This is a genomic window from Bradyrhizobium septentrionale, from assembly GCF_011516645.4.
GTDB lineage: Bacteria > Pseudomonadota > Alphaproteobacteria > Rhizobiales > Xanthobacteraceae > Bradyrhizobium > Bradyrhizobium septentrionale.
This window is the reverse complement of the sequence record NZ_CP088285.1, coordinates 588,577-611,766: the sequence shown is the minus strand read 5'-3', so window position 1 is coordinate 611,766 and position 23,190 is coordinate 588,577. Positions and strand designations below refer to the sequence as shown.

At 60.6% G+C, this 23,190-nt stretch carries 18 protein-coding genes and 4 pseudogenes; 10 read left to right on the top strand and 12 right to left on the bottom strand.

Going from position 1 to position 23,190, the window contains the following annotated elements; genetic code table 11:
* Positions 1–240: 240 nt before the first annotated feature.
* The 5 genes and pseudogenes from HAP48_RS04795 to istA (HAP48_RS04775) all read right to left on the bottom strand — a co-directional run.
* Positions 241–408 (bottom strand): annotated as a pseudogene (locus tag HAP48_RS04795) (IS256 family transposase); the annotation flags it as partial.
* Between the two features lie 84 nt (positions 409–492).
* Positions 493–1,128, bottom strand: a pseudogene (gene tnpC, locus HAP48_RS04790) (IS66 family transposase); the annotation flags it as partial.
* 291 nt (positions 1,129–1,419) lie between these two features.
* A complete protein-coding gene (locus tag HAP48_RS04785; RefSeq protein WP_029084756.1) occupies positions 1,420–2,463 on the bottom strand; it encodes an IS110 family RNA-guided transposase in 1,044 nt (347 codons plus the stop codon).
* 192 nt (positions 2,464–2,655) lie between these two features.
* Positions 2,656–3,498 (bottom strand): annotated as a pseudogene (gene istB / locus HAP48_RS04780) (IS21-like element helper ATPase IstB).
* The gene (istA, locus tag HAP48_RS04775) at positions 3,495–5,027 is read right to left on the bottom strand and encodes an IS21 family transposase (protein WP_420869852.1); all 1,533 of its coding nucleotides are present in this window, start codon (positions 5,025–5,027) and stop codon (positions 3,495–3,497) included. Before istA (HAP48_RS04775) ends, istB (HAP48_RS04780) begins: the two are co-directional and overlap by 4 nt.
* A gap of 193 nt (positions 5,028–5,220) precedes the next feature.
* Between istA (HAP48_RS04775) and istA (HAP48_RS04770) the strand changes: the two genes are divergently transcribed.
* Together istA (HAP48_RS04770) and istB (HAP48_RS04765) are read left to right on the top strand one after the other, a co-directional pair.
* A complete protein-coding gene (gene istA, locus HAP48_RS04770; RefSeq protein WP_166214526.1) occupies positions 5,221–6,720 on the top strand; it encodes an IS21 family transposase in 1,500 nt (499 codons plus the stop codon).
* Complete coding sequence (gene istB / locus HAP48_RS04765; protein WP_166214527.1) at positions 6,720–7,448, top strand: IS21-like element helper ATPase IstB; 729 nt, start codon at positions 6,720–6,722, stop codon at positions 7,446–7,448. The genes istA (HAP48_RS04770) and istB (HAP48_RS04765) overlap by 1 nt, the downstream gene beginning before the upstream one ends.
* A gap of 338 nt (positions 7,449–7,786) precedes the next feature.
* Here the strand turns inward: istB (HAP48_RS04765) and HAP48_RS04760 are convergent, their stop codons facing one another.
* A complete protein-coding gene (locus tag HAP48_RS04760; protein WP_224496906.1) occupies positions 7,787–8,113 on the bottom strand; it encodes a hypothetical protein in 327 nt (108 codons plus the stop codon).
* 147 nt (positions 8,114–8,260) lie between these two features.
* Positions 8,261–9,712: an extracellular catalytic domain type 2 short-chain-length polyhydroxyalkanoate depolymerase gene (locus HAP48_RS04755; RefSeq protein ID WP_166214528.1), complete on the bottom strand. Its 1,452-nt coding sequence runs from the start codon at positions 9,710–9,712 to the stop codon at positions 8,261–8,263.
* A 959-nt stretch (positions 9,713–10,671) separates the two neighbouring features.
* On the opposite strand from HAP48_RS04755, the gene ltrA reads away from it, so the two are divergent.
* A complete protein-coding gene (gene ltrA / locus HAP48_RS04745) occupies positions 10,672–11,922 on the top strand; it encodes a group II intron reverse transcriptase/maturase (RefSeq protein ID WP_166208664.1) in 1,251 nt (416 codons plus the stop codon).
* Positions 11,923–11,946: 24 nt separating this feature from the next.
* Here ltrA and istB (HAP48_RS04740) read toward each other — a convergent pair whose 3' ends face one another.
* From istB (HAP48_RS04740) to HAP48_RS04720, 5 genes and pseudogenes are all read right to left on the bottom strand, one after another.
* Positions 11,947–12,759 carry an IS21-like element helper ATPase IstB gene (istB, locus tag HAP48_RS04740; protein WP_166214529.1) on the bottom strand — a complete coding sequence of 271 codons (813 nt, stop codon included), beginning with the start codon at positions 12,757–12,759 and terminating at the stop codon, positions 11,947–11,949.
* Positions 12,760–12,767: 8 nt separating this feature from the next.
* A pseudogene (locus HAP48_RS04735) lies at positions 12,768–12,953 on the bottom strand (IS21 family transposase); the annotation flags it as partial.
* Complete coding sequence (locus HAP48_RS49895; RefSeq protein WP_051346726.1) at positions 12,950–13,888, bottom strand: fumarylacetoacetate hydrolase family protein; 939 nt, start codon at positions 13,886–13,888, stop codon at positions 12,950–12,952. The pseudogene HAP48_RS04735 and the gene HAP48_RS49895, both read right to left, overlap by 4 nt.
* Positions 13,885–14,763 (bottom strand): ABC transporter substrate-binding protein, encoded by an 879-nt coding sequence (locus tag HAP48_RS04725; protein WP_166214530.1) that lies wholly within the window; start codon positions 14,761–14,763, stop codon positions 13,885–13,887. The genes HAP48_RS49895 and HAP48_RS04725 overlap by 4 nt, the downstream gene beginning before the upstream one ends.
* A 78-nt stretch (positions 14,764–14,841) precedes the next feature.
* Positions 14,842–15,753: a LysR family transcriptional regulator gene (locus HAP48_RS04720; RefSeq protein WP_029084543.1), complete on the bottom strand. Its 912-nt coding sequence runs from the start codon at positions 15,751–15,753 to the stop codon at positions 14,842–14,844.
* A 161-nt stretch (positions 15,754–15,914) separates the two neighbouring features.
* Between HAP48_RS04720 and HAP48_RS04715 the strand changes: the two genes are divergently transcribed.
* The 7 genes from HAP48_RS04715 to HAP48_RS04685 all read left to right on the top strand — a co-directional run bounded on the left by HAP48_RS04715 (position 15,915) and on the right by HAP48_RS04685 (position 23,145).
* The gene (locus HAP48_RS04715) at positions 15,915–16,838 is read left to right on the top strand and encodes a VOC family protein (protein ID WP_166214531.1); all 924 of its coding nucleotides are present in this window, start codon (positions 15,915–15,917) and stop codon (positions 16,836–16,838) included.
* A 130-nt stretch (positions 16,839–16,968) separates the two neighbouring features.
* On the top strand, positions 16,969–17,370 hold the full coding sequence (locus HAP48_RS04710) for a Rieske (2Fe-2S) protein (RefSeq protein ID WP_051346728.1): 402 nt from the start codon (positions 16,969–16,971) through the stop codon (positions 17,368–17,370).
* Positions 17,371–17,459: 89 nt separating this feature from the next.
* Positions 17,460–18,158, top strand: coding sequence for a FadR/GntR family transcriptional regulator (locus HAP48_RS04705; RefSeq protein ID WP_166214532.1), 699 nt, complete (start codon positions 17,460–17,462; stop codon positions 18,156–18,158).
* A 168-nt stretch (positions 18,159–18,326) separates the two neighbouring features.
* A complete protein-coding gene (locus HAP48_RS04700; RefSeq protein WP_166214533.1) occupies positions 18,327–19,325 on the top strand; it encodes an ornithine cyclodeaminase family protein in 999 nt (332 codons plus the stop codon).
* A 109-nt stretch (positions 19,326–19,434) separates the two neighbouring features.
* Entirely contained in the window at positions 19,435–20,451 is a 1,017-nt protein-coding gene (locus HAP48_RS04695) for a dihydrodipicolinate synthase family protein (protein ID WP_166214534.1), read from the top strand.
* A gap of 13 nt (positions 20,452–20,464) precedes the next feature.
* Positions 20,465–21,919 (top strand): NAD-dependent succinate-semialdehyde dehydrogenase, encoded by a 1,455-nt coding sequence (locus HAP48_RS04690; protein ID WP_035978100.1) that lies wholly within the window; start codon positions 20,465–20,467, stop codon positions 21,917–21,919.
* Positions 21,920–22,011: 92 nt separating this feature from the next.
* Positions 22,012–23,145 carry an FAD-dependent oxidoreductase gene (locus HAP48_RS04685; RefSeq protein WP_029084548.1) on the top strand — a complete coding sequence of 378 codons (1,134 nt, stop codon included), beginning with the start codon at positions 22,012–22,014 and terminating at the stop codon, positions 23,143–23,145.
* The last annotated feature ends 45 nt before the right edge of the window (positions 23,146–23,190 follow it).

Sequence of the window (23,190 nt, the reverse complement as noted above, 5' to 3'; positions counted from 1 at the left end):
AGATCGTCCTTGAGCGTGCCGGCTTTCAGTCTCCTCCTGAGACATCAGAAGTCAGCTCTGCCACACGCAGAGATGATAGAGAGCCGTTGATTGCCGAGGCGGTGGTCAGAATCACTGAGTCAAGCGACGACCGGATTTCCAACCATCGCCGAGACCACGTCAATCCGGGTACCGTCCGGAAGGTGGTTGGAATTCGCAGTGGCGCGATCTCCGGGTACATGAAGGCATCTGTTCGGGCTGGTCAATTGGCTGATCGATAGGTTTGGCGGCGAGCGTCTGCCAGCCATCGATCTTGCACAGGTTGATTCGGCCGGAGGCGAGCAGCGCCCAGAACAGAATGGCAGCGGTGTCCGCGGACAGCAGCACGGTCTGGATCTTGATCCGCCGCTTAAACTCCTCGTGCAGTCGTTAGATCGTACGCATACGACGAAGGCCGCCTGATTGACGCATGCGCGCGGGCGTGGCGATCTGTAAGATAGCGTTTGGTGAAGATCAGGCGGCTTGCTGATCGTCGGGCTTGCGGGTTTGGCGCAGAAGCTTCCATTCCCAGGGCAGCAGTTCGTGCAGGCGCGAAGCGGGAAGATCGGCGATGCGGGCGAGGACGTCGGCGAGCCAGGCCTTGGGATCGACGTCGTTGAGACGACAGGTCGTGATCATCGTCAGCATGATTGCGGCACGGTCGGCACCACGCTGGCTGCCGGCGAAGGTCCAGTTGCGCCTTCCCAAGGCGATGCCTCTCAATGCGCGCTCAGCACAATTGTTGGTCAGGCAGATCCGGCCATCGTCGAGGAAGCGGGCGAAGTCGTCCCAGCGCCTGAGCATGTAGTTCATGGGCTTCAGAACCTCGGAGGAGCGCGAGAGGGTTTCGCGCTCACACAACAACCAGGCGTGCATGTCGTCGAGAATCGGCTTGCTCTGCACCTGGCGCACAGCACGGCGCTTGTCGACGCTGCTGCCGTTGATGGCGCGCTCGATCTCGAACAGCGCATCCAGACGCCTGACTGCCTCCAGCGCGATCGGGGAGACCGGTTTGCCCCGGCGGCCCTCCCTGGCATTCTTCTCGATGTCGGCCAGCTCGAAGAAGCCCCGCCGCGCATGGGCGAAGCAGAATGCCGGCGTGATCGGCAGCACTATAGCGCGACATGTATGGAACGGCCCGCGGGCGCAAGAGCTTTCTCAGTCGACTTCACACATGGGAGCGGTGCGGTCATGTATACGGCCTGTAAAGCGCGGCGCATGACCGCTGGCCTCGATGAAGTCCGCGACACAAGGGGCTAAATCAATCAGACGCGCTTGAAGCGCATTGTCGCGCCAGCCTCACTCGTGTCGGGATTTCGTCCCGTGGGTTCATCGCCTGTTATTGCTCCTTGCCCTCTGCCGGCCCGCGCCGGTCAGATCTCTTTGACAACTGCTGTATTATCAAGCGGCAGGCGTAGTCGTCGCTAGCGTCTCCGGATGCCGATAAATCCCACCCCTGTTCAAGAGCGCCCAGGCAATTCGCGCTGTCTTGTTGGCCAGTGCGACCGCTGCCACCTTGTACGGACGTCTGGCGAGCAGCGACTTCAACCATGGCGGCGCCCGATCAGCCTTCCGGGCAATTCGCAGGACGGATGTCGCCCCAAGAACGAGGAGGCTCCGAAGTTCGGGGTTTCCCATCTTCGAGATTCGCCCCATCCGCTCCTTGCCCCCACTCGAATGCTGTCGCGGCGTCAGTCCCAGCCAGGCAGCAAAGTGACGAGCGGATTTGAAGCCGCCGGGATCTGGCACCAGCGCCTTGATGGTCGCCGCTGTAATGGCTCCAATGCCGGGGATGGTAGTCAGTCGGCGCATGTCCTTGTCGGTCCTTGCCGCAGCAACAATGGCTCGCTCGAGCTTGTCAATCTGGTCCGCCTGAGCCTCGATCTGATCGGCAACTGCCGTCAGCGCGAAGCGCGCTGCCGCAGGCAAGCGGATATCTGCTACATCCCGTACGATTGCAACCAACGCCTCGACCTTTGTCCGGCCGGCGGCGGCAATGATGCCCAACTCAGCCAGATGCGAGCGCAGGGCGTTGATCGTCTGCGTTTGCTGTTTCACCAGAAGTGCGCGACTCTTCAGGACCATCGTTCCGGCTTGTTGCTCGGCCGTTTTGATCGGAACGAAGCGCGTGGTCTTGCGAGTCACGGCTTCGCTGATGGCCTCGGCATCCGCCGCATCCGTTTTTCCACGCTTCACAAACGGCTTGACGTAAGCTGGTGGGATCAGCCGCACTTCATGGCCGAGAGTTGCAATCTCGCGTGCCCAATAGTGAGCGCTGCCACAGGCTTCTATTCCGACAAGGCAGGCCGGCTGCTTCGAGAAGAAATGCAGGACCTCGCTGCGCCGTAGTCTCCGGTTGAACACCGGCGAGCCATCGGCACCCGCGCCGTGAACTTGAAAAATGTGCTTCGCCAAATCCAACCCGATGGTGCTAACCTGCTTCATGGAACGGTCCCTCCTTGTGGCGTTCGAACAACGACCACGTTTTAGCACGATGATGCTGTCGGAGCGGGCCGTTCCACCACATCAATCAGGATGAGAGTGGCGCGTCAATCAAGATGAGACAAGGCAGCCGAGTGGGCGGATCATTGACGCTGGCCGCGGGTTTGGCAAGGCTTGATTGACGCTGCGCGACAATCACGCAGGATTGCCAGCGTCAATCGTTGCCTTGTCGAGTTCGTTGGGGGTCGTATGAACGGGCGGCCGGCCTGGACCGCGCTTGCGATCGAGGGCAACTTTTCGACGGTAACTTTCGACGTTCATCTCGAGGATCGTGGCGTGGTGGACCAAACGATCGATGGCAGCCAACGTCATTGCCTGGTCCGGGAAGATACGCCCCCATTCGCCAAATGGCTGATTGGCCGTGATCAGCAGCGAGCGTCGTTCGTAGCGGGCGGCGATCAACTCGAACAGCACACTGGTTTCCGCCTGATCCTTGCTCACATATGTGATGTCGTCGAGGATCAGGAGGTCATAGCGATCGAGTTTGGCGATCGCGGACTCCAGCGCCAGCTCGCGCCGCGCGACCTGCAGCCGTTGCACCAGATCAGTGGTGCGCGCGAAGAGAACGCGCCAACCGTTCTCGACGAGAGCCAGGCCGATCGCCGTGCCGAGATGGGTCTTGCCGCCGCCCGGTGGACCGAACAAGAGCAAATTGGCGCCGGCCTTCAACCAGGCGTCGCCAGCGGCGAGCGCCATCGCCTGTGCCTTTGATAGCATCGGCACACTTTCGAAGTCGAAGGTGGCGAGCGTCTTGCCGGCGGGCAAACGCGCTTACACCATGTGTCGCTCGATCCGACGGCGGGTGCGATCGGCCGCCTCGTGCTCGGCAAGGGCGGCGAGGAAGCGGGCGGCAGGCCACCCTTCCTTGTCCGACTGTGCAGCGAGCTTCGGCCAGATCGCCTTGACGCCCGGCAGGCGGAGCTCATTGAGAAGCAGCTCGACACGGGCAGTATCGACGGAGGTAGCGATACCAGTCATGCAGCCTCTCCCAGGTTCGAGCGGCCTGACATGACGCTGACGCAGGCGAGTTCATCGTAGACGTCGAGCGGCGCCAGCTTGACGGCGACTCGCGGGATCGAGGCCGCCTCAGGTCGGAAGCGGTCGCGCAGCGCGGCAAGATCGGGTAACTGTCCGGCGTCCAGATCCATCGCGATCACCTCGGCGAGTTCTGCTTCGCAGGCGCGCTCGTGAGCCAGCGCCAGAAGCTCGACCGTCACCTTGCAAGCGCGCCGGTCATCACCATGCTCCCGCAAGGTCTCGAACAGACGTTTGTAAGCTGCACGCGGGAAGAGTTGGTCGCGATAAACGAGATTGAGGAGCGCCATTGGCTTGCGCCGCAGGGCATGGATGACGTGCCGGTAATCCACAACATGACCGCCCTGGCGCTCGGACACAGGCCGACCGCGCCGCAGCGTCACGACCGGCGTGACACCAACGAAGCATTCGAGCCGGTCGTCGAAGATGCGCACGCGCAGGCGATGGCCGATCAATCTTGAAGGCACGGTGTAGAACACGCGCCGCAGGATGAAGCCGCCTGACGACGTCACCGGGATCACTTTCTCCTCAAAGTCGGTCGTGCGGCCTTTTGGCAGCGGCGCCAAGGCCTCCTTCTCGAGCGCGATCGGCTTGGCGACGTTGGCGTTGCGCCGGCCGACAATCTCGTCGACAAAAGCACGGTAGGCATCGAGACTGGCGAAGTCGCGCGTCCCTCGCAGCAACAGCGCATCTTCCAGTGCCCGCTTGAGATGGCCGTGCGCGCTCTCGATCGAGCCGTTCTCATGTGCGATGCCCGCATTGTTGCGCGTTGGCGCCATGCCATAGTGGCCCATCAGCCCGGCGTAGCGCTGCGTCAGATCCTCCCGTGCGTCGGCGGCCAGATTGCGGAACGCTGCCGACAGGCTGTCGCTGCGATGCTCCCGCGGCACGCCGCCAAGCGCCCACAGCGCGTTCTGCAAGCCCTCCGCCAGGGCGACGAAGCTTTCGCCGCCGAGCACGACATGGGCATGCTCGAAGCCGGAGAACGCCAACCGGAAGTGATAGAGCCGGTGATCGAGCGGCTCACCCGCGATGGTAATACCGAGCGCGCTCACGTCGGTGAAGTCGGACAGACCCAGGCGACCGGGCTCGTGCTGCTGGCGGAAGATCACGTCTTGTTCTGGGCCGTTGAGCGCCCGCCAGGCGTTGATGCGCCGCTCCAGCGTGCGGCGGATGTTCGGGTTCAACTCGTGATGCCGTCGGCGCAGCTCGTCCAGCACGCCGATCACGCGGATGCCGGGCGCAGCCTTCAGGATCGGAACGATCTCGGCGTCCCAATAGGGCCCGAGCGGATCGGCCCGGCGCCGGCCCCTCGGCGTCTTCTTCTGTGAGGGCGGGCGACAATCGCCCTCGATTCGATACGCGCTTGCCTTCGAGAACCCCGCCTTGGCCGCGGCGGCCTCGCGGGACAGTGTCAATCGGTAGGTCATGTACAGCCTCATCTGGTGGTCGGTGATGTCAAGGCCAGGCAAGGCATCGATTCCCTCTTGTCGAGACGAATCAACAGCTTGCACCAGCCGCACCCGGCCGCCAGACGGGTCCAAAAACGCGCGACGCCGATGGGGACGGTCCTCCGGTCGGGCTGCGCCCTCCCTTCGGTCCGTCCCCATCGGCGCAGTCTCACCTTGATTGTCGCTGGCGTCTCACCCTGATCGCCGCCGCGCAATGATTGGCGTGGACAAGATCGGCGAGATACGGCGCGCCTATTTCGAGCAGGACCGCTCCATCAAGGAGATAGTGCGCACGCTTTTGGTATCGCGCGCGACGGTGCGCAAGGTCATTCGGGGCCACAAGACCGAGTTCAAATACGCGCGGGGCGTTCAGCCGACGCCTAAGCTTGGCGATTGGGTCGAGGCTCTGACGGAGATCCTTGGAACCGAAGCTAATCTGCCGAAGCGGGAACGCCGCTCGACGCAGCGGCTGTTTGAGGAATTACGTGGGCGCGGATATGACGGCGCGCACGACAGCGTGCATCGCTTCGTCAAGTCCTGGCGCGACGAACGCGCCCGGGTCCCGGCTCTTGCCTATGTGCCGATGAGCTTTGCGCCTGGGGAAGCCTACCAGTTTGACTGGAGCCACGAGACGATCACGCTCCAGGGCTTGCCGCTGACGGTCAAGGCGGCGCACATGAAGCTGTCGCACAGCCGCATGCCGTTTGTGCGCGTCTACTTCCGCGAGACTCAGGAGTTGGTGTTCGACGCGCATGACAAGGCGTTCCGGTTCTATGGCGGGGTTTGCCGGCGCGGCATCTACGACAACATGAAGACGGCGGTCGAGGCGATCTTCGTTGGCAAGGCGCGCCGGTATAACCGCCGTTTTTTGCAAATGTGCTCGCACCATCTGATCGACCCGGTGGCCTGCACACCCGCCTCGGGATGGGAGAAAGGTCAGGTCGAGAACCAGGTTGGCAACTTGCGTGACCAGATGTTCCGGCCGAAGCCTCGGGTCAAGAGTCTCGCCGAGCTGAATGCGTGGCTGGAAGATCAGTGCATCGCCTACGCCAAACGAACCAGGCATCCGGAGTTCAAGGATCGGCCGATCTGGGACGTGTTCCAGGAAGAACGCGCGAGCCTGATGGAGCTTCGCGGCCCCTTCGACGGGTTCGTCGAGAAGGCCGTTAGGGCCAGCACCACTTGCCTGATCATGGCCGATCACAATCGCTACAGCGTCGATGCGCGCGCCGCCGGCCGGATGGTTCTGGTGCGCTCCCATGCCGAACGGATTGTCGTCTTGCTGGGCGACGAGGTGGTCGCCGACCATCCGCGCCACTTCCGGCGTGACCAGATCATCTACGATCCCTGGCATTATCTGCCGGTACTAATGAAGAAGCCCGGTGCCTTGCGCAACGGCGCGCCGTTCAAGGATTGGGCTCTGCCACCCGCCCTGACCCAGGTCCGCGCCAAACTGAAGCAACACGCCGACGGGGACAGACAGTTCGTCAAGGTGTTGGGCGCCGTGCTCGATCACGGGCTCGCCGCGGTCGAAAGCGCCTGCGCCGAAGCGCTGGAAGCGGGCCTCGCTAGTGGCGATGTAATTCTGACCGTGCTGGCACGCCGACGGCAGCCCACGCCGCCGCCCAGCATCATTACGCCCGACGCGCTGCGCCTGAAGATCGAACCCGCGGCCGATTGTGGCCGCTACGACAGCATAAGGAAGATCGCCTGATGGAACGCCATGAGATTCTGGAGGCCATGAGCGAACTCAAGCTTTACGGCATGCGCGCCAGCTTCGATGAGATTGTCGGTAAGGGTCTTGCGCGGCGCGATGAGATCTATCCGCTGATCGCCAGCCTGATCCAGGCCGAACGCACCCACCGGCAAGCCCGCTCGATCAGCTATCGTATCGGCGAAGCCAAGTTCCCGGTTCTCAAGGACATCGACAAGTTCGTCTTCGCGGACACGCCTGTCGATGAAGGACTGGTGCGTGAACTCGCCTCCGGGGGCTTCCTCGACGCCAAGCGCAACGCAATCTTCATCGGCGGCACCGGCACTGGCAAAACCCATCTATGCATCGCCGTGGCCTCGGCGGTCATTCGCGCCCGCGCCAGAGGACGCTTCTTCAATCTGGTCGACCTCGTCAATCAACTGGAGCAGGAGAAGGCCGCCGGTCGTAGTGGCCGGTTGTCCGAGAAGCTGTTGCGCTACGATCTCATCGTCATCGACGAGCTCGGCTATCTGCCGTTCAGCCAGCCTGGCGGCCAGTTGTTGTTCCACCTGATCAGCAAACTCTACGAAAACACCTCGCTGCTGATCACCACCAACCTCGCCTTCGCCGATTGGCCGCAAGTGTTCGGCGACGCGAAAATGACAACCGCCATGCTCGATCGGCTGACCCACCACTGCGACATCATCGAGACTGGCAACGACAGCTGGCGCTTCAAGAACCGCGCATAACCTCCTGCTCGCCACTCGCGGCCCGCCAAGACCGGCTCTCCTCCGCTACGTGGGGCTCCGCGACGCCGGTCTTGGCTCCGTCAGAGGGGTCATTCTTGGACGCGAAAAGGGGTCGCACTTGGATGCGATTTGACAGCTTACGGTGTGGGTAGGTGTGCAGTGTGTTCGTATTGTTGGCGTTCGCTCGCGCCCAGGAGTCGCGCGAAACGACCAGTTTTGAGGATTCTCAACCAACGGCACGAAAGGAGATGCTGCTGTCTTGCCTCGCATATGCCATCCGGCCGGCGCGCCCGGTCCATGGGATATCGCTCCAATGGTTATCCAATGGAAGAATGATCTCACGCCGTGTTACGGACATGCGATATTGCGCTTGTGCTGTCTTCCGCGCGCGGCTTGCAATCGCTGTTCTGGTTTTGAAAACGCCGCAGTATGACATAGGACGACCCCGCCACGTCGTCGAAAACGCGGTGCCGATCGACGCTGTCGTCGGGAGCTGCGGTCGGGGACGACCATCGTGCAGATTGCTGCTCGGCGAGTTCGATTTCGTTTCTGAGCGCATCGAGCGTGGCACCTGTCAGCGTTGCGGCAAGCTGAGCACGCGCACTGACAAATGATCTGGCTGGATAGCGAACTGTTTCCGGGGCCACCTCGTTCGGCACAGACAAGGACGTGGCAGTTCCGGAATCTGTCGCGAGGGAGACTGAATCAGACGCACTACTCGGCCACCTGGGCCGAGAGGATGTTCGCCTCATCCATGATCCTCGCGCTCGGCAGATGAATGAAGCTGGAGCAAAGATCCATTGCTCCTTCGCCTACCTGCCTATCGGGCCTACCGGGCAGGACCCAGGATCGTTGCAAGGGGGAGGCCTCGATCGCGTAGTAGCGATCACTTCCTCGGAGGCGGGGCCCTCCGTTCCATTGAGCATGGCAGATACGCGCCAGCGGAAGGCTGTTTGCGGCGTCAGGCCGGAGTCACCGAAGCTCGCGCCTGCTACCTCGCCAACCGTCTGAAACGCACGATCGGCGCCTGCACGCTGGACCTTGTAAGTCGTTGCTCCCGATACCGGAAACCAGACAAGATTAACGCTGCTATCCGAAGCATCGTTCGCCGTGAGCCCTTGAGGTGCTGACACCGATTGATCGTTTTCACTGACGAGCGTCGCGTTGGGCGTCGCGTTCCCCCCGGTGAGCGCGTCTAGCATGGCCTTGATCGCCTTGATTTGCGGTCCGGACTTGGTGACATAGTCATCGGTGTGATTGACGTAGCTCCACCAGTCCCAGCAGGCATCCGGATTGGTCGGCCGAAATGAGTGGGGCTTGGTTTGAGGATAGAGAATGATAAAACTGTTCGTATCCGCCCACGCATTGTAGCCGGCATAGTCGACAAACTTGGGGCCGATTTGATCGACATCCTGCTTGCATCCATGCAGCGCCACGTGAACGCGGCATGGAGCGCCCTGCTCGCAGTCCTGAGGTACAAAAGCATAGCCTTTATCGCCCAGGCTCAGCTCGTCGGTTGTATGCGGCCTAGTATAGAGTGACTGATCGAAGCTCTTGAGTGTGCCCGCGAGTTGCCCGCGATTGAGTGGGTTCAGGCGGCCATAGATGTGCTGCAGAATGATTCCGGCCTGATCGTAGCCGCATTGGTTGATATACGGTTCCTTGTTGGCGCTGCAGTCGTTCAGTCCCGCGTCGTTCTGTTTCGTCACCACGAAAGAATGGCCCGCGCCAAGCACGGTCTGATAGAAGAGATTGCCGCGCTTGCCATCGCCCAAATAGTGGCGGTAGAACTCGGCAGCCGCATCGGGCGCGGCTTTATAGACGACCGCGTCGTTGTAGCCGTGGAAGAGGTAGATTTTCTGCCTGGCAAGATTGCTAAGTGGATCGATCTCGCCGGCTGACGCCTTCGCATCAGCTTGATTCGTGAAGTGCTTGATGTTCAGGTCCGACGCAGGCCCTTTCATGCATTGACGCGTAGCCCGCCAGATCGGCCCCCAATACCCGGTGATGACATCCCAGAAGTTCGCCTCCGCGCACCAATAGGGGCCGCCAGCGACCACACCGACTCCCTTGATGATCGAAGACCAGGCTGTGCCGAACTGAATTGCCATGAAGGCGCCGGATGAAATGCCGGAGACCGAGCTCTCGCCGATCGCCGCATTATAACTGCGCAATGCCGAAGGCTGGGCAGCGAGCGGCGATATTCCAACGGCCATAGCACAGATCAGGCCGACAACGTGGTGCCGCAACATGGTCACGTGCATGGAAGCCTCGCCAATCAACAGGACCAGTGATTGGACAAACGTAGGGCAATTGAACTGGACAAGCGACCCACCAAAAATGAGGGGAGTCCGCCCAATCCGCTGGATAGTTGCCGAGCTCTCCACGTGACGATGAAACGAGGACGGCGCCCAGTCGCGTACCCGGTCGACGAGCCTCGTTTCGCGCCAGACGACGCGAAAAGGTGGACTTGATCAACCGCCAGCGCAGTGCAAAATCGGCATCACCTTCGGGCAATATTCACGCGACGTGAAGGTGATCAGGCAACACCCAGTGTCAATCGGCGTTTGACTGGGACCCCTATCGGCATCCAAAAGGGACCCCTTTGATCGGCTGTGCTCTGCTGGTAGCGCTCGGGTCGTCGGAGCTGGTCGGGGTTGGTGCGCCACGACGGCGCGAAGAAGGAGGTAGATCAATTGACCTAAAGCCTTCAAGCAGCCTTGCTGTGCAAGAGATGAGGGTAGGCCCCTCGGGCTCGGATTGCAGGATCAGAGTCCAAACCACCACAAGCTGCTTCGACACAACGGTCGAGGTGGTGAGCGTTGTTGGAAAAGGCGGGCGCAAGCCCGTCAGGTAAGCCTCAGGAAGGCGAGCGGAAGCGAACCGCCGATGAAGCATCGAAAACCAGTACAGACGTTGTCGAAACCAAGGGTTCAACCCTTCCTTGGGAGCAAGCCTATCGGGAGCCTGGTTACTGGATGGGTGACGACCGGTGTAGAGGCGGCGCGATCCTGATGGCAGGCTCTTACACGGAACGTGGGAACCTGTGTCGTGATGCCAAGGGAGAACCTGAAAGCGGCAGCACCGCTGAGGGGAGAGTACCGATGCACGGCGCAGGGGCGGACGGGTTCGCAGTAGTGATGAAGCCTGGTAATGCAGGTGGAGCGAAGGGACCCGATCATCTGGCCAACGACAACAGCCAACCCGCAATGGGGATGAACTGATGTCCGAGGCAAAGCCGTATGATATCTCCAAGCACCTTGTTTGGCAGGCTTGGAAACAGGTCAAAGCAAACCAAGGGGCCGCGGGCGTGGATGGCGTCTCCGTCGCGGCGTTCGAAAAGGACCTGAAGAGGAATCTCTACAAGGTCTGGAATCGCATGTCGTCGGGGACGTATTTTCCACCGCCTGTTCGTCTCGTGGAAATCCCCAAATCCGATGGCAAGAGTGTCAGGAAACTCGGCATTCCCGCCGTCGGAGACCGAGTGGCCCAGACGGTCGCAAAGATGGTCATAGAAAAGGAAGTGGAGCCAGTCTTCCACCCCGACTCTTACGGCTATCGGCCCGGACGCTCTGCGCTCGATGCGGTGGGGAAGGCGCGCGAGCGCTGCTGGAAATTCGATTGGGTCATAGACTTGGACATCAAGTCGTTCTTCGATACGATTCCATGGGACCTGATGGAAAAAGCTGTAGCCCACCATGTGGAATTGGGCTGGGTTCGTCTCTACGTCAGACGGTGGCTGCAAGCCACCGTGGAGCGGAAAGACGGGACCCGCGACGAGCGAACACGAGGAACCCCTCAGGGTTCTGTCGTCTCGCCCGTACTCTCCAATCTCTTCATGCATTATTGTTTCGATGCATGGATGCAACGGACCTTCTCACACCTGCGCTTCGAAAGATTCGCTGATGATGCGATCGTCCATTGCTGGAGTGAGGAGGAGGCCAAAGCCGTACTGGGAGCGATCCGTAATCGCCTTGCCGAGTGCGGTCTGGAACTCCACCCGGAGAAAACCCGGATCGTCTACTGCAAGGACAACAATCGGAGCGGAGGGTACGAGCAAATCACGTTCGACTTCCTCGGCTACACGTTCCGGCCGCGCAAAGCTCGGGACAGCAAGGGTGAGAAGTTTGTCAGCTTCGCACCGGCCATCAGCCGCAAGGCAGCCAAGGGAATCCGGCAGGCTATCCGCGAATGGCGGGTGACAAGCAGGAGCAACCAAACGCTGGAAGACCTAGCCAAACTGATCGACCCTGTCGCGAGAGGATGGCTGAACTACTACGGGCGGTTTTACCGCTCGGAGTGCGTCAACGTCCTTCGTCACGTCAACATGGTGCTCACCCGGTGGGTGATGGGGAAATATAAAAGGTTCAAGCGCCGGAAAACTGCGGCCATATCCTGGCTAGGACGTCTCGCAAAACGAGCGCCAAGCCTGCTGTATCTGTGGAAAGTCGGCATCAGACCAACGGCTGGATGATAGAAGCCGGATGAAGCGCGAGCTTCACGTCCGGATTCGTGAGCGCCTGGGGGTGAAATTCCCCCGGGCGACTCGACCGGAGACGAGACGAGTGCGGGTTGTTTGAACATCGTCGCGGCTTTTGAATCGCCAGCTGTCGTTGCCGGTCTCGACGATGTCGCAGTGATGGGTCAACCGGTCGAGCAGCGCGGTGGTCATTTTGGCGTCGCCGAACACGCTCGGCCATTCGCCGAACGCAAGATTTGTGGTGACAATGACGGAGGTACGCTCGTAGAGCCGACTGATGAGATGGAACAGAAGCTGGCCGCCGGACTGGGCAAAGGGCAAATATCCGAGTTCGTCCAGGACGATGAAGTCCATCCGGGTCAGATGCTCGGCAAGCCGGCCCTGACGTCCGTTGCGGGTCTCGCTCTCGAGACGGTTGACGAGGTCGACCACGTTGTAGAAGCGGCCACGGGCACCGGATCGGATGCAGCTCCTGGCGATGGCGATGGCCAGATGGGTCTTGCCGGTACCCGTTCCGCCGACCAGCACGACGTTGCGCTGCTGGGCGATGAAGCCGCCGCCGGCGAGATCATTGACCAGCGTCTGGTTGATTGGCGTGCCGTCGAACTGGAAGTCGGCGATGTCCTTGGCAAGCGGCAGCTTGGCAATGGTGAGTTGGTACTTGATCGATCGGGCCTGCTTCTCATTGATCTCGGCGGTGGGCAGGTCGCCAACGATGCGCCGAGGTTCGTGCTGGCGCTTGACCGCAGTCGCCATGATCTCGTCGAAGGCGGCCTTCATGCCATAGAGCTTGAGCTCGCCCATGAGATCGAAGATTTGGGTTCGTTCCATCAGATGGTCCTCCGGAGGTTATCGTAACGGGCACAGTCGGCGATCGGCGCATGGCGGAGCGTCAGTGCGGCCGGCGTCATGATGTTGGCCGGTGGAGCGGGTTCACGTTGCCGGGCCAGGATGTTGAGAACGACATCGGCGGAATGGACGCCGTGACCGAGCGCTTCGGCACAGGCGGCTTCCACCGCTGTCAATCGGCTTGCAAATTTTGGACGCCGATCCCCCGGCTTAGGGGGTCAATATTGCAGGCCGAATGACACATAAGGCGCGTATAGCGCGAAATGTATTCGATCTGCCGGCTGATATCGAAGATCATGTCCGCAGCATCTTCATCCTGCATGACCTCGCCGTTGAGGCTCAGTTTCAGATGCAGATCGTACGGATCGGTGACGAACTGTGCCGGGACCAGCACCGGACCGAAGGGAAGGAAGCCGGGCTGCCCCTTCGCGCGCAGCCAGTCCGTGCCTAACTGCTTATAGTCGGTGCGGGCGATCAGACTGCGCGAGGTCACGTCGTCGACGATGGCATAGCCCGCAACATGAGACATCGCATCGGCCCGAGAGATGTTCCGGCCGCCGCGGCCGATGATGACGCCGAGCTCAAGCTCCCAATCGGGCTTTTCCTCTATGGTAGGCACAACCAGCGCGTCGTAGGCTCCGCCAATCGTGGAGACCGGTTTGGTGAATGCATAGGGCTCGCCCGTCGCCGCCCTCTCGTCCATCATGTTCTCCGCCCAGCGCCTGAGACCCGCAGCGTCAAGCCCCTCGGGGCCGACGCCCATATCCAGCGTCAGGTCGATCACGTGCTTGCGGTAGTTGGCGCCCGTGCAGAAGACCTGGCGAGGCAGATCGACCGGAGGACAAATCGCAACATCCGAAAACGCGCGGAAGTGATCTTGAATGACCGTTTCCGTAATGGCCGCGCGCAAGTTGTTGACGGCCTCCAAAGCGCTATCCCAGTCCTGGAGAAGATCGAGAACGCTCTTGCCCGCGAGCCGCTCGTAACTGGGGGAGGGGTAGGCACGGACGAGATCGTCGAGTGCCGCAATGCGCTCGCCGATCGCAAAGCCCGCCCGCGGGATTTCGGTATCGGTGCGGAAAGTTGCGAGGCCGTATTCTTGGAGGATCATCGGTTAGGCTCCAGCGAAGAGGCAACGCTTTCGAGTAGATCGGAATCGACAAGATCTGAATAGTTGACGTTGCCTCCGCGTAGACCCGCGCGCTGGCGCTGGGCAATGAGGAGTGCAATGCCGTCCCGGTCGGGTACGAGCGAACTCGGGATAAAGCTGATCAAGGTTTCGGCGAGAGGGCCGGGAATGCCGGTTGCTGCAAGACGCACAACCGCAGCGTTTTTATTCGTCTGTGCCCATGCGCGCGCATGTTCCATTGCGGCAAGCCACGCCACCACATGTGCGCGAACGCGATCGTATGAGCTCTGGCGCACGACAAGTCCCTGGCCAGGAAGCGCGGGATAATGGTCGTTCACGCGCGCCAGCACCCGCGCACCCCGCGCAACGGCCATGCCGTCGAATGGCGGGCCGAGCAGGGTGGCGTCCCCGCCTCCTGCCAGCAGCGTCTCGCAGCGCTCGCGCACGCCGCCGGCAGGCTTGAGCGTATAGGATCCGCTATCTAACCCGCATTCATCGAGCAAAGCCCTGGCGGCCACAACGAACCCGTTCGCCGACGCGTCGACGAGGACTGTCCCATCTTTCAAACTTCGGACATCGGTTGTAGCCGCGGTGCCGACAAGAGAAAGGGGAGTTGTCCGCTCGATCTGTGCGACGATGCGCAAATCCCCTGCGCCGGGCCGCAGGTTCCAGTCCATGACATTGTCCATGGCTGTCACGGCTGCATCTGTCGTGCCGCTCATGAGGGCCTCGAACTGCTCATCCGACGATTTGGTCTCGATGCCATTTACTGAAAGCTGCACTGGCGCCGTAACCGTGCCGATGCGCGTCAAGATCGACGTCGCGGGCTCGACGAACCAATGAACGGTAACGTGCATTCTCATCTCCGTCACGCATAATAAATGAACGATACGTATCGTTCTATAAATGGCGTGAAGCTGCTGCTACCACCGGATCTAGTTCCGCAACATTTTGGCGGCCGCTTGCGTGAAGATCTCCCGCACCCACATGATGCCTGGATCGCGACTGCGATAGTGATGCCACTGCATCTGCTGTTCGAAGCGTTCCAGTCGGAACGGAATTTCCAGGATCGCAATGGGAAGGTGGCGTGCCGCAAGCTGCGCTGTGCGGCGATGAACGACTGCAATGCGATCGGTGCCGACAACGAGATGCGGCACGGAGGAAAAAGCGAACGTCGAAACCTCAGTGCGTCGCGCGATCCCGAGTTGATCCAGAAGAACGGAATCGAGAGCGCCCGAAGTTGTCGAGGAAAGATATCGGACGTGGCCTGCCGTGACGAAAGCCTTCCGGGTGAGGGGGCCTTTGCCGTATTTGCCGCGTCGCCAAGCTACACAGCAATAATCGTCTTCATACAGTTTGACCGAAGGGTGTTCGGGAGAGCAGACGATACGGGGGGCGATCAAGAGGTCAGCCTCACCGCGCTCGAGCAAGACATTGGGTTTTTCGCTCTGCCGCAAGAACTGGAAACGGATGTGCTCGCCAAAGGGCGCTGTGAGCTCGAGTGCCGACGGAATGATGGTATGAAGCGAATAGTCCGAGACGAGCAGCCGGAATTCACGGTTTGCTGCTTTTGGGTCGAAAGCCGGCTTGGTGGCCAAGGCGGCCTCGATGCGTGTGAGCACGTCGGTGATTTCCGGGCGCAGCGTTTCCGCGCGCACTGTTAGTTCCATCTTTTGGCCGACCCTGACGAGCAGTGGATCGTCGAAATATTGGCGCAGCCGACTGAGCGCATTGCTCATTGCGGACTGGCTGAGGTTCATGCGCGCCGCCGCCTCACTGATGGATTTTGTGACGATCAAGTGGTCGAGCGCCACCAGCAGATTGAGATCGAGGTTGTTGAACCGCATCTGCCAGCTCCGGATTTATGGATTCTCTGAATACAGATGATTGAAACTATCCATTTCCTTGATGAATTGCCAGATCGTATGCTGGCCGCAGCGGAAGACCACCTGCGGCGTTCCCGGGTGAGTTAGGCGCATCCGAGAAGAAACAATCGAGGAGGATACCCGTGAAGATCATTGGCCCCGATGAGCTGGTGTTCGGTGTCGACAGCGTGGAGGCGTGCGCTGCGTTCATCGCCGATTTTGGCTTGAAGCACAGGGGGGAGAAGGACGGGTCCGGCTTCTACGAGGCCCTCGATGGGACGGGCCTGTCCGTCTATCGCAAGGATGATCCCAACCTGCCACCGCCGCTGCCTACCAACAGCATGCTGAGAAAGACGATCTATGGCGTCGAGGATCAGGAGACGCTGAATCAGCTCAAGGAAGAACTGAGCAAGGACAGGCAAGTCCGAGTTCAGTCGGATGGCACCGTCGAAGCGGTGGACGACATGGGTTTTGCGCTTGGTTTCCGCGTTACGCGGCGGCGCAAGCTGAACCTGCTTCCGGAACGTATCAATTCTCCCGGCGCTGCTCCACAGCGAGGCTTCAACGAAATCGGCGCCAACGAGGACGCCGAAGCCTTGCCGCGAACCCTGTCGCATGTGGTCTATTTCGTGCCCGATGCGGCGAAGATGGAGGCGTTCTACGTCGAGCGTCTCGGCTTTACCTTGATGGATCGGTTCACCGGAGGAGGGCCATTCCTGCGTCCCGCGTTAAACACCGACCACCACACGCTGTTCCTGATCCAAACCCCGGAATACATGAAAGGGCTCGAGCACTTTGCATTCCATATGCAGGGACCGACCGAGCTGATGCTTGCCGGTTCGCGAATGGTGAAAAAGGGATACCAGTCATTCTGGGGACCGGGCCGCCACAAGTTCGGCTCCAACTGGTTTTGGTACTTCAACAGCCCAATGGGGACCCACGCCGAATTTGACGCGGACATGGATGTGTTCGACGACAAGTGGGAAGCGCGCGAACTGCCGATGATGACCGAGCATTCCCAGATATTCCTGCTCGAACATCGGGCAAAATGGGCTCCCGGCGGCTGAGTCGCGCGGCCTAACGAATGCGGCGCGCGAGGATTTTCCGCGCCTGCGGCTGTGTTTGCTTATCTCTCGGAAATCCTGCCGCCGATGGCGCACTTTCAGAACTTTTGCTCTAGGTTTCGAGGCTGATGATTTGAGCGCAGACAAAAGAAGGCCGCTGACCGATGTGGTGTGTCGTCTCTCGGATCTGGAAGACGGCAAAGCTTACGGCTTTGACCCGTTCAAGAGGGGGCGGGACACCGTTTTCGTCGTGCGCAGGGGAAACAAAGTCTACGCCTATGTGGACATATGCCCTCACTACGGTAGCACGCCGCTTCCCTGGAAGAAGAATGCGTACCTTACCGGCGATGCGCAGCACATCCTCTGCAGCGCGCACGGGGCGATATTCGATATAGAAACCGGCGTTTGCGTCCTGGGGCCATGTCTTGGCCAATCGCTGAGCCCGGTGGAGATCGCGATCTCGTACGAGGGGGACATACGATTCTTCCTCGGGGCGGACGACAAGTTGATCGGCGAACCTGTCGTGACCAACTGACGCCAGTTCGGGTGGGGGTAATCCGGCAAAAGAGCACAATCGCGCGTGCCGTTCTTGTCATTCGCCTCAAATTGGTTGATATTGGGCGAATGAATCAGATTTCCGCCACCCGGCAAAGCGCCATCCAGATCCTGCGTAACTATTTGAAGGAACGCGGTTTCGGCCCCAACGAGCAACTGCCCCCCGAGCGTCAGCTCGCCGAAGACCTCAACCTGACCCGAAGCCGCCTCCGGACCTCTCTGGCCAAGCTTGAGGATGAAGGGGTGATCTGGAGGCACGTCGGACAGGGCACGTTCATGAGCGCGCCTCCGGAATCGCTGCAAGTCTCCTCGTTCGGGGATCCGGGTCCTGTCCTGGAAACCAATCCTTCTGAAATTCTGGAGGCCAGGCTTTCGCTTGAGCCGCAGATCGCGTTCCTCGCGGCGCAGCGCGCGACGGGAAGTGACGTCGAAAGAATGGAAGAAATACTGGAAGAATCGAAGAATAAAGAGTCCTGGGAGGAATGGCGCGCGCTCGACCAGGCGTTTCATCTCGCCATTGGACAGGCTTCAAAGAACCAACTGCTGCTGAAACTTCTGGTCATGATTCAGGAAAGCCAGACCCAGAGGAACTGGGGGCGGCTGTCAGATTTGCCCGCCGCCAAGGCTCGGCGCGCCCATATCACGCACGAGCACGATGCGATCTTTCGCGCCATACAGTCGCGCGAGGCGCGCGAAGCTGCAGTTCACATGCGCCGTCATCTCGAGGAAGTGCGGAAGGCTTTGCTCGGTCCTTTCGCGCCGATTTAGCGCTTCAAAACATAACCTTCGCCCGTCTCCAGGCCTCGCGGCACGCGCTGTGGGTCAACCTATCGCTGTGTTCGGCCGACATTTCGGTCGATTGGTTGATTGACTTTCGCAAATTGGTCGAATATTGATCGGTATTGGTTGATGTTGGGTTAAGCGAGGGTTGCGCCTGTGACTGCATCAAATGCGGCGGTTAGTTTCGTATCGGCATCAGCGGTATCGGAAATCCTGGATTGGAAGCAGGTGATCGAAAGCCTGTCCCGGGCCTACTCCGTTCCGCACGGGCCGATGGTCAGTCCGCTTCGCACGGTGGCGCGCAACGGTCGGATGTGGCTGAGAAGTCTGACGGCGATCCCGCCCGGCGCCCGCTTCATGGGGGGCAAACTGTTCGGCATGGGGCCGAAGCCGGCGATCAATTATCTAATTCCGTTGTTCGAGCAGGAAACCGGCGAACTTCGCGCGCTTGTTGATGGGGCGTTCATAACCAGCTTCCGTACCGCTTCCACTTCGGCGGCCGCACTCGATGTGCTCGCGCCGGAGGAAGAATTGGTTGTTGGCGTGATTGGCAGCGGCCAGGAAGCGGTGGCTCATGCCCGCGCGATCCATGCTATCCGCAAAATCCGCGAGCTACGCATCTTCAGCCCGACGCCAGCAAGCAGGGCGCGCTTTGCAAAGACATTCGAGGCGGATACCGGCGTCAAATGCGTGGCGACGGAGACGCCCGAGGATGCGGTGAGGCCGGCGACTGTGGTTGTGGCGGCAGCGCGGTCGCGCGACGAGTCGCCGATTCTCTACGGTGACTGGCTGGACAACTGTCGCACCGTGGTTTCGGTCGGGTCCACTGTTCCGGAACAGCGCGAGATCGATACCACCGTGGTCGAGCGTTGCGACCTGATCGTATGCGACGTCCTCGACGAGGTCATGCATGAAACCGGTGACATGATCGCAGCAAAAAAAGCCGGCATCGGCTTCGAACACAAATGCGTATCGCTCAACGATCTGTTGTGCGGAAAGATCGAGGACAAGGTGCGGAATGCGCGCATGCCGATGTTCAAGAGCGTCGGCGCTGGCATTCAGGACATCGTCTGCGCCGAGCTTGCCTATGAGCTTGCGAGCAAAGCGCGCCGACTCGTGCCGCTGCCGATCGAATTCTACAGGAAGACGATCTAGAGCACCTGAGGAAAAAATCGACGCGGCTCTGGGTTCGAGAACGTTTCAATGGCCCCGAGAGAAAAAAGCGAAAGCGTCTTGAGCGCGATACGCAGAGGGAGGAAACAAGATGGCGGCCTATACGAAGAACGAGACGCGCGCCTGGACGCGCGAAAGGATGGTCGGTGCGGTGAATTGCACGATCCCTTCCTTCACCGGGGATCTCGCCGGCATCAATGAAAAGGCCATCCGTCACGATGTCGCGCTCGCCAAGAAGCACGGCTTCGTGGGATCGCTCGCCATCGGCGAAGTGAACATCACGCTGCCCGAGTATATCGATTTCGTCCGCATCATGAAGGAGGAGGCCGGCAAGGACTTCTACGTCATGCATCATGCGAGCTGGAACACGCTGGAGCAGAACATCGAGGCGGTGCAGCGCGCTGAACGGGCAGGGGCGGACTATGTACTCCTGACCTACCCTGCGAATTTCTATCCGCAGTCCGAGGAGGAAGTCTACGAGTACACCAAGGCGTTTTGCGATGCGACGAACCTCGGCGTTCTGTTGTTTCCGATGGCGATCTGGGGGTTTTCCCGGCTGCATCCGGCGGACATCTCGTCAAGCCTGATCCGGCGCATGTTGGATAATTGTCCGAATATCGGTGCGATCAAGGCGGAGGGCGGCCATCCCTCGATCATGAGTGTGATCGAATGCCACCGGCTCTTCAGCCAAGAGGTCGTGATCTCGATGCCGCTCGAATGGGACCTGATTCCTCTTTCGCAGCTCTTCCCGATCCAGCTATCGGCGACCTCGGACCATGAATTCTGGGGTCCGCTGATTCCGCAGGTGATGAAGCTCCTGCGCGAAGGAAAGTTTGACGAAGCGACGGAAATCTATTGGCGGATGCATCCCGCCCGCAAGGTCAAGAACCAGATGACTCAAGCGATGACGGGCGCCTTCATGTTGAACCGCATGCAGTGGAAATTCCAGGGCTGGCTGCAGGGCTACAATGGTGGCCCGCTGCGCGCGCCGACGCCGCGGATGCACGAGAACCACATGATGGCGCTTCGTAACGCGCAGAGAGCCTCCGGTCTCAATCCGAGCGAAGATCCGTTTCATGAGTTCTTCATCGGCCGCAACGTTGCCTGACCGAGTGAATGAAATGGTCGCGATTGCCGAAAAATATCAGTCAGGACGCCATCGGATCTTGATCGGGGATTGGCGCGACGGCGAAACCGGAGCCACGATCGAGGTCCGAAACCCCTCGAACGATGAAGTGATCGCTGAAGTGGCAAACGGCAGCGTGGCCGATGCGCTGGCCGCAGTGGATGCCGCCGCTGCCGCCGCGCCGGGATGGGCCGCCACCTCGCCGCGACAGCGGGCCGAGATCCTGCGCAAATGCTTCGAACTGATGATCGAAGAGGAAAAGCAGCTGGCCCGGCTGATCTCGCTGGAAAACGGCAAAGCGTATCCGGACGCGTTGGGCGAGGTGCGTTATGCGGCCGAGTTCTTCCGTTGGTATGCCGAGGAAACACCCCGGATCATGGGCGAGATGGGCCTGGCGCCCTCAGGGCAGAACCACATTCTCGTGTCCTACGAGCCTGTCGGCATCGCGGTGCTGGTGACGCCGTGGAATTTCCCCGCAGCCATGGCGACGCGCAAGATGGCGCCGGCGCTCGCCGCCGGCTGCACCTGTGTGCTCAAACCTGCAACGGAAACTCCGCTCACCGCACTGGCCGTCGCTGAAATCATGCTCAAGGCGGGTGTTCCAAAAGGCGCGATCAATGTGATCGTAACCTCCCAATCGGGCAAGTCGGTCGGCGCCATGTTGCACGACCCGCGCGTGCGGACGGTGTCGTTCACCGGCTCGACCGAAGTCGGGCGTGTTCTCCTGAAAGAGGCCGCCGACCAGGTGCTCACCACATCGATGGAGCTTGGGGGCAACGCGCCGTTTCTGGTGTGCCATGACGCCAATCTCGATGACGCGCTCGATGGCGCGATGGTAGCGAAGATGCGTAACGGCGGAGAAGCGTGCACCGCTGCGAACAGATTCTACGTCGCGCGCAATCTCTACGGAGACTTCACTGAAGGGCTGGCCAAACGCATGGCGGCGCTCAGGATCGGCGACGGCGTGGACGAGGATACCCAGCTCGGCCCCATGGTGAACGCCGCAGCCGTGATCAAGATCGACGAGCTTGTGCGGGATGCTGTCGCGCGCGGCGCGCGCGTCGTCACCGGCGGGCGCCGGCTCAATCGGCCGGGGCATTTCTATGCACCCACCGTGCTTGCCGATGTGCCGGAGGATGCCGAAATCCTCAAGAACGAGATCTTCGGCCCGGTAGCGCCTATCGTTCCCTTCGACGATGAGGCGCGCGCTGTGAAGCTGGCCAACGACACCGAGTTCGGGCTGATTTCCTATGTCTACACTGAGGATCTGAAGCGCGGTTTGCGCCTGTCGGGGCAAATGCAGAGCGGCATGGTCGCGCTGAACAGGGGGCTGGCGTCCGATCCGGCGGCGCCCTTCGGTGGCAGCAAGGCAAGCGGTCTGGGTCGCGAAGGCTCCACCGAAGGCATCAAGGAGTATCTTGAAACCAAGTACATCGCGGTCTCGCTGTAGCCGGCGATGAGGAGGTGCTGATCATTGGGCGGCCCGCGTAGGACGCGCGACCGCCACGAAAAAGCAAAATACGACGAGTGGGAGGAGGAAACATGGGCGCGGTGAAGAAGGTTTTCGTCGTCGGCGGCGGAATTGGCGGTTTGACGGTCGCCCATGCGCTCCAACGGATAGGCGTATCCACCAGAGTCATTGAAATGGGAGACAGGCGTGACCGGATCGGCACCGGCATTACGCTGCTTGGGAACGCCTTGCGGGCACTCGCCGAATTGGGATTGGTGGATGCCTGCCTCGAAGGCGGCCATGGTTGGGACATCGTGTCGGTGCGCGATGGTGCGGGAACGATCCTGAGCGAGCAGTCCTCGCCAAGAATTTGGGACCCCAATCGTCCAGCCGCACTGGGGATCATGCGGCCGCTTTTGGGACAGACCCTGGAGGACTTTGCGACGAAGAGCGGCGCGAAGATCGACTTCAATACAACGGTCACCCAGATTGATCAGGACAATGAAGGGGTGACGGTGCATCTGTCGAACGGCGAGACAGATCGCGCCGATCTGCTGATTGCCGCGGATGGCGTTTATTCCAAGGTCCGCCAGAAAATCTTCGGCGAAGAGTTCAAGCCGCATTATGCCGGCCAAGGGGGGTGGCGTTACACGGTCTCCCGTACCGAGGCCATGAATGGCTTCGTCCTGTATCGCCATCCGACGGGTCGAATGGTGGGCTCGCTGCCGCTGTCGAAGGAACTGTGCTATCTGTTCTTCCTGGAAAGCACGGATGAAAAGCTTCGCATCCCGCAAGATCAGGTATGCGATTATCTCCGTAACCTGCTCGCCCCCTTTACGGCGCCCGAACTGGTCGCGGCTGCCAACATGGTCGGCGAGGACAAGCACATCAGCTACCGCCCATTCGATGTCTTGATGATGCCGGCTCCCTGGCACCGTGGCCGTGTCGTGCTGCTGGGCGATGCGGCCCATTCGCTGACGCCGCAAATGACGTCCGGCGGCGGCATGGCGATCGAGGATGCGCTGGTCCTCTCTCAGGAACTGGATCGGAACGACGATCTGGAGACGGCGCTCGCGACCTATTCCCGTCGGCGTGAGGAAAGGGCCAGGCGCGTATACGACATCGCATACGCCATTTGCCAGGAAGAGCGCAAACCGGAGCATGGTCGGGATTATTCGATGGGCCTTCTTCGCGAAGGCTACGCGTTTCTGGCCGCGCCTGTCTGAGCCAGGAAAGGGCACAGCCAGATGGCGGCCTGCATCTGCCAGTCG

Coding starts and splice junctions, on each gene's coding strand:
- HAP48_RS04785 (WP_029084756.1), bottom strand. CDS start 2,463: ATGAAGCAGGTTAGCACCATCGGGTTGGATTTGGCGAAGCACATTTTT.
- istA (WP_166214526.1), top strand. CDS start 5,221: ATGATTGGCGTGGACAAGATCGGCGAGATACGGCGCGCCTATTTCGAG.
- istB (WP_166214527.1), top strand. CDS start 6,720: ATGGAACGCCATGAGATTCTGGAGGCCATGAGCGAACTCAAGCTTTAC.
- HAP48_RS04755 (WP_166214528.1), bottom strand. CDS start 9,712: ATGCACGTGACCATGTTGCGGCACCACGTTGTCGGCCTGATCTGTGCT.
- ltrA (WP_166208664.1), top strand. CDS start 10,672: ATGTCCGAGGCAAAGCCGTATGATATCTCCAAGCACCTTGTTTGGCAG.
- istB (WP_166214529.1), bottom strand. CDS start 12,759: ATGGAACGAACCCAAATCTTCGATCTCATGGGCGAGCTCAAGCTCTAT.
- HAP48_RS49895 (WP_051346726.1), bottom strand. CDS start 13,888: ATGATCCTCCAAGAATACGGCCTCGCAACTTTCCGCACCGATACCGAA.
- HAP48_RS04725 (WP_166214530.1), bottom strand. CDS start 14,763: ATGCACGTTACCGTTCATTGGTTCGTCGAGCCCGCGACGTCGATCTTG.
- HAP48_RS04720 (WP_029084543.1), bottom strand. CDS start 15,753: ATGCGGTTCAACAACCTCGATCTCAATCTGCTGGTGGCGCTCGACCAC.
- HAP48_RS04705 (WP_166214532.1), top strand. CDS start 17,460: ATGAATCAGATTTCCGCCACCCGGCAAAGCGCCATCCAGATCCTGCGT.
- HAP48_RS04695 (WP_166214534.1), top strand. CDS start 19,435: ATGGCGGCCTATACGAAGAACGAGACGCGCGCCTGGACGCGCGAAAGG.
- HAP48_RS04690 (WP_035978100.1), top strand. CDS start 20,465: ATGGTCGCGATTGCCGAAAAATATCAGTCAGGACGCCATCGGATCTTG.
- HAP48_RS04685 (WP_029084548.1), top strand. CDS start 22,012: ATGGGCGCGGTGAAGAAGGTTTTCGTCGTCGGCGGCGGAATTGGCGGT.